General features: G+C 71.9%; 6 protein-coding genes. 4 read left to right on the top strand and 2 right to left on the bottom strand.

Going from position 1 to position 5,470, the window contains the following annotated elements:
- Nucleotides 1-405: 405 nt before the first annotated feature.
- Together ligD (PSH25_RS09770) and ligD (PSH25_RS09765) are read right to left on the bottom strand one after the other, a co-directional pair.
- Entirely contained in the window at nucleotides 406-1,317 is a 912-nt protein-coding gene (ligD, locus tag PSH25_RS09770; RefSeq protein WP_238658713.1) for a non-homologous end-joining DNA ligase, read from the bottom strand.
- Nucleotides 1,307-2,248, bottom strand: coding sequence for a non-homologous end-joining DNA ligase (gene ligD / locus PSH25_RS09765; protein ID WP_238658712.1), 942 nt, complete (start codon nucleotides 2,246-2,248; stop codon nucleotides 1,307-1,309). The genes ligD (PSH25_RS09770) and ligD (PSH25_RS09765) overlap by 11 nt, the downstream gene beginning before the upstream one ends.
- 85 nt (nucleotides 2,249-2,333) lie before the next feature.
- Here ligD (PSH25_RS09765) and ku point away from each other — a divergent pair, with 85 nt between their 5' ends.
- The 4 genes from ku to PSH25_RS09745 all read left to right on the top strand — a co-directional run.
- Nucleotides 2,334-3,377 (top strand): non-homologous end joining protein Ku, encoded by a 1,044-nt coding sequence (gene ku, locus PSH25_RS09760; protein WP_238658711.1) that lies wholly within the window; start codon nucleotides 2,334-2,336, stop codon nucleotides 3,375-3,377.
- A gap of 73 nt (nucleotides 3,378-3,450) precedes the next feature.
- Nucleotides 3,451-4,089 (top strand): DUF4241 domain-containing protein, encoded by a 639-nt coding sequence (locus tag PSH25_RS09755; protein ID WP_238658710.1) that lies wholly within the window; start codon nucleotides 3,451-3,453, stop codon nucleotides 4,087-4,089.
- 146 nt (nucleotides 4,090-4,235) lie between these two features.
- Nucleotides 4,236-4,907 carry an FKBP-type peptidyl-prolyl cis-trans isomerase gene (locus tag PSH25_RS09750; protein ID WP_238658709.1) on the top strand — a complete coding sequence of 224 codons (672 nt, stop codon included), beginning with the start codon at nucleotides 4,236-4,238 and terminating at the stop codon, nucleotides 4,905-4,907.
- A gap of 189 nt (nucleotides 4,908-5,096) precedes the next feature.
- A partial coding sequence (locus tag PSH25_RS09745; RefSeq protein WP_441005348.1) for an SCO6745 family protein occupies nucleotides 5,097-5,470 on the top strand: 374 nt, incomplete at its 3' end.

Raw genomic sequence — 5,470 nt, 5'->3', positions numbered from 1 at the left:
CGCCCTGGCCGGCGACGTCGCGGTCACCGTCGTCACGGTCGCCCTGGTCGGGGCCGGCTGGTGGCGGTTGCGTGCCCGCCGCGCTCATCGCAGCCGGTGTCGCCGCCGCCAGCCCGCTCGGGGGGCGCCGGCCGATCACATCCGGTGACCCCGGTACTGGCGCCACCGCCCCCGCTCACAGCCTTTGCTCTGCTTACCCATACGCGACACGCACGCTCTGCGAGGAAGGTTTCCGCCCCTCGGCTACGCGGCCGTCACAAAGTCCCAGCTGAACGCGGTGTCGCGTATAGGGAAGCAGAGCAAAGGTGCTGAGCGGTCCGAGCGGGACGTCGAGGCCCGCAACACTCCGTGGCGGGTACCGCCCCCCGGGCATCCGGGCATCCGGGCATCCATCGTCACCTGGCTTCAGCGGGGCAGTTCCGGGCCGCCGTCGAGCAGGGGGCCGAGCAGGTCGTCGTACTTCTCGACCCGGGCCAGGACCTCGGCGGCGGTGAACTGCCGGACGGCCGGCTTCCGGCCGCGCGCGCCGGCCTCGACCTCGTCCCAGGTCAGCGGCGTCGACACCGACGGCACCGACTGGGCCCGCAGCGAGTACGGCGCCACGGTGGTCTTCGCCGCGTTGTTCTGGCTCCAGTCGATGAAGACCTTGCCCGGTCGGAGGTTCTTCGCCATCTTCGACACGATCAGCTTCGGGTGGGCCTTCTCCAGCTCCTGGGCGATCCGCCGGGCGTAGTCGGAGACGAGGTCGGACGACTGGGTGCCCGCGATCGGGCAGCAGAGCTGCATGCCCTTCTTACCGGAGGTCTTCGGGTACGACTCGATGCCGTCGTCGGCGAGGCGGTCGCGCATCAGGACCGCCACCGGGCAACACTCGGCGAGCCCGGCGGGCGGGCCCGGGTCCAGGTCGACGACCATCATGTCCGGGTGCTCGCCGACCTTCCACTGCGGTGTGTGCAGCTCCAACGCGGCCAGGTTGGCCAGCCAGACCAGGGTGGGCAGATCGTCGGCGACCACGTAGTCGATGGTTTCCCGGCCCTTCGTCGACCCGGGCGCGGGCAGGTTCTCCACCCGCACCCAGTCCGGGGTGGCGGCCGGCGTGTTCTTCTCGAAGAACGACTTGTCGTCCACCCCGTTGGGATAGCGGATCCGGGTGACCGGTCGGTCCCGCAGGTGCGGCAGCAGCACCGGGGAGATCCGGGTGTAGTAGTCGATCACCTCGCCCTTGGTGAACCCGGCCGCAGGGTAGAGCACCTTGTCCAGGTTGGACAGCTCCAACGCGCGACCCTCGACGTCCACCCGTAGCCGTTCAGCCGGCATCGTCGACCTCCTCCGGAGGTTTGTCCGGGCGCAACCGCAGCACCCGGGGGAAGCGCAGCCGGCCGTCGGGGGTGCGCTGGCCGTACTTCACCTCCACCACCACCCGTGGTTCTACCCAGATGGCCCCCCGGGCATCCTCGCGCGGCACCCCCGGCGCGAACGGTGACGCGCCGGAGCGCAGCGGCTCCAGCTCGGCGAGGAGCTCCCGCTCGATGGCCGCGCCGATCCCGCCGCCGACCCGGCCCCGGTAGATCAGCCGGCCGTCCGGCCCGGGCACCCCGACCAGCAGACCGCCGATCCGGCGCGCGCCCGGTCGCCAGCCGCCGACGACGAAGTCACCGGTCACCTCCAGCTTGACCTTCACCCAGTCCGGCGAGCGCACCCCCGGGCGGTAGACGGCCCCGACCCGCTTGGCCATCACACCCTCCAGGCCGTGCTCTCCGGCCGCCTCGTAGGTGGCCGGCCCGTCGGCGAACATCGGGGGCACCGCCCAGCGGGGGCCACCGAGCCCGAGCGCGTCCAGCGCCTCCCGGCGGCGCTCGTACGGCCAGCCGGTCAGGTCGTCACCGTTCAACCGGAGCAGGTCGAAGATCATGTACGTCACCGGCATGACCGCCGCCAGCCGGGCCGCCTTGTTCCGGTCCCGGACGTGCATCCGCTCGGCCAGCGCGGTGAACGACGGCTGCCCACCCTCGCCGAGCAGCACCACCTCGCCGTCGAGCAGCGCGTCGTCGACCTGCTCGGGCAGGGTGGCCAACTCCGGGTACGCGGCGGTGATCTCCACGCCGGATCGCGCGTACAGATGCTGAGCACGACCGGAGATGTCAGCGAGCGCCCGGATGCCGTCCCATTTGAACTCGTAAGCCCAGCCGTCGCCCGCCGGGAGCGGCCCGGTCATCGCGAGCATCGGCTTGAGCGGCGCTCCGGGCACGACCCGACTGTAGTACCAGGCCGAACACCTCGCGTCCGGTTCTTTCGGATGCGAGCATGGTCAATACCGGGGAAGGGAGCGCAGGATGCGTGCCATCTGGAAGGGAGCCGTGTCGTTCGGGCTCGTCTCGATCGGAGTGAAGCTCTACTCCGCGACCGAGGAGAAGGACATTCGGTTCCACCAGGTCCACCGCGAGGACGGCGGGCGGATCCGCTACAAGCGCACCTGCTCGGTCTGCGGCGAGGAGGTCACCTACGACGACATCGCCAAGGGCTACGACATCGGCGGCGGCGAGATGGTGATCCTCACCGACGAGGACTTCGCCGACCTGCCGCTGACCAGCTCCCGCGCCATCGACGTGCTGGAGTTCGTGCCGGCCGAGCAGGTCGACCCGATCCTCTACAACAAAGCGTACTTTCTCGAGCCCGACGGCGCGGCGACCAAGCCGTACGTGCTGCTGCGCGACGCGCTTATCGACTCCGAGCGGGTGGCCATCGTCAAGGTGGCGCTGCGCCAGCGGGAGCAGCTGGCCACGCTGCGGGTCCGCGAGGGTGTGCTGCTGCTCAACACCATGCTCTGGCCGGACGAGATCCGTACCCCGGACTTCGGTTTCCTCGACGAGGACCTCAAGGTGCGCCCGCCGGAGCTGGCCATGGCCAGCTCGCTTATCGACTCGATGACCGGCGAATTCGAGCCGGACGTCTTCACCGACGACTACCGGGCCGCGTTGCAGGAGGTCATCGACGCCAAGGTGGAGGGTCGGGAGGTCGTCCAGCCGGAGGAGGTCGAGGCGGCCCCGGCCGCGGCGGTCGACCTGATGGCGGCGTTGAAGGCCTCGGTGGAGCGCGCCAAGACTGCTCGCGGCGAGCAACCGGCCCGTGCTGGTGGCGGTGGTGGCGAGCCGACACCCATCTCGTCGGCCCGGTCGGCGCAGAAGGCAGCCGAGAAGAAGGCGGCCAAGGCTCCCGCGAAGAAGACCGCGGCGAAGAAGACGGCCGAGAAGAAGGCGGCCGAGCCGGCGAAGAAGACCGCCGCGAAGAAGACCGCCGCGAAGAAGACCGCCGCGAAGAAGGCGGAGCCGGCGAAGAAGACCGCCGCGCGCAAGACCGCACCCCGCAAGAGCGCCTGACCGTACGGCAGCGGCGGCGGTGTTCGCCGGGCCGGGTACGCTCCGCCGGCCGCTGGCGACCGGAGGAGCCCCCATGCCGTACACCCCTGATCTGGACCGGCTGCTGACGCCCGGCGCCCGCTTCACCGACGAGCACGGCGGGTACCTGATCGAGGTCCACCCGGTGGGCGACATCGTGTTGCCGACCGGCCGCGTGGTCGGGTGTGACCCGCTGGTCTGCCCGGAGGCGGAGCCGTTCACGGTGACCGTCCCGCCGGGGCGGCATCCCGCCCGCGCCTGGGTGGCGGTGGTGCTCCGGGAGGACGCCGAGGTGGACCGACGGGTCGCCGCGCTGGAACTGGTCGTCTCCACCGAGCCGACGCTCCGCTGGGAGCCGGCCGTCGCGGGTGACCAGGACGTCGCCACGCTCGGCGCGGACGACTACTTCGGGTACGGGGTGGACGCCGGCGTCGGCACCCTCGCCGACCCGACCGCGCTCGCCGTCCTGGAGGGCTGGGACTCCGACCGGGTCGAGGAGGTCTTCATCCCGACCGAGCTGCCCTCGTCCCCGGTCCCGGGGCTCATCACCGCCGTGTTGGACGAGGCCAGCGGCGCCAACGTCGTCACCGTGTCCACGGGTTGGGGCGACGGCTGCTACGGCACCTGGATCGGCCGTGCCGCCGATGGCCGGGTCACCTCGTTCGTGACCGACTTCATGGTCGTCCCGGAATAACCGCCCGGGAAACACCCGGAACTGCCGCGCTGGGCGATCCGAGGCGTCCGCGGCGGGCACGGTAGGCCGCGGTGCGGGTACCGTGTGCGTCGGCTTTCCCCCCGGCACCGGGTGCCGGCCACACTTCGCAGCAGGGAGTCGACGACGTGAGCGAGCGGACGCAGCAGAAGGGCCCAGATCAGAGCCCGGCAACCAAGTCGGGGCGCCGCCTGGCCGCCCAGTTGGCGGAGAAGAAGGCCGCCGACGCGAGGCGCAAGCGCAACGCGTGGCTCAGCGGCCTCGCCGCCGTCGCCGTGGTCGGGGTGCTGATCGGCGTCTTCGTGACGATCGGCGGGGGCGACGACAAGCCCAAGACCCAGGCCGACGCGACCCCGTCCGCCTCCGCCCCGGCCCCCGACGAGGCCGGTGCACCCCCCGCTCCGCAGCTGCCCGAGGGCGCCGACCCGGCGCTGGGCAGCAAGCCGACGGTGGCGCCGGGCACGGGTGACCTCAAGAAGCTCGCGGTCACCCCGCTGATCAAGGGCAAGGGCCCGGCCGTGCAGAAGGGCCAGAACATCACCACCAACTACGTGGGGGTGTTCTACAAGGACGGCAAGGAGTTCGACTCGTCCTGGAAGTCCGGGCAGCCGGCCACCTTCCCGATCGGCGTCGGCCAGGTCATTCCCGGCTGGGACCAGGGTCTGGTCGGCGTGACCGTGGGCAGCCGGGTGCAGCTCGACATCCCGGGCGAGCTGGCGTACGGCAACGACGAGGCCGCCGCCGGTGGGCGTCCGACCGGTCCGCTGCGCTTCGTGGTGGACGTCCTCGCCGCCCAGTGACCTGTCCGGGTCGTCCCGGTTGTCGCCGGGGCGCGATGGAGTTGTTCACATGGGGCTTCCGGCCCGTCACCCAGCGGCAGTAGGTTCGGCGTCACCCCGGGCGGTCAGCCGCCCGGGGTGAGCATCCGGAACCGGGACGCGGAGGTGCATGTGACGGCGCTGGACGATCCTGGGCGGACCGCCCGGTCGATGTGGGCGTACTTCGAGCCGGTGCACGCCGTCACCTACCTCCACCCCCGGGCCCGGGCCGCGTACGAGGCGGTCGGGCTGCGCGGCTACTGGCGCGGTTACTTCGCCGGCCGGGCCGCACCGCTGGGAGCCGTCGAGGCGGCCCCGGTGATCGCCGCCTTCTTCAACTTCGCGCCGCCGATGGTGGCCCGCGCGCTGCCCGCGGTGTGGCGGTTGGCCACCCCGCAGGAGGCGCTGCGGGCCCGCCTGACCGGTGCCGTGCAGGCGCTCGCCGAGCTGACCTACGAGCTACCGGAGTCGCATCTGGTGGAGGCCGCCGACCTGCTGGAACGGGCCGCCGCGGCGGCGCAGACCGCCGGCCGGGTGCTCGGCGC

The sequence above is a fragment of the Micromonospora foliorum genome (genome assembly GCF_022229015.1).
Taxonomy (GTDB): Bacteria; Actinomycetota; Actinomycetes; order Mycobacteriales; family Micromonosporaceae; genus Micromonospora; species Micromonospora foliorum.
The sequence above is the reverse complement of the archived record's forward strand: the minus strand, read 5'-3'. Positions and strand labels throughout refer to the sequence as shown.

What these genes read in the sequence shown, in the direction of transcription:
- ligD (WP_238658713.1), bottom strand. Translation starts at nt 1,317, where the DNA reads ATGCCGGCTGAACGGCTACGGGTGGACGTCGAGGGTCGCGCGTTGGAG.
- ku (WP_238658711.1), top strand. Translation starts at nt 2,334, where the DNA reads ATGCGTGCCATCTGGAAGGGAGCCGTGTCGTTCGGGCTCGTCTCGATC.
- PSH25_RS09755 (WP_238658710.1), top strand. Translation starts at nt 3,451, where the DNA reads ATGCCGTACACCCCTGATCTGGACCGGCTGCTGACGCCCGGCGCCCGC.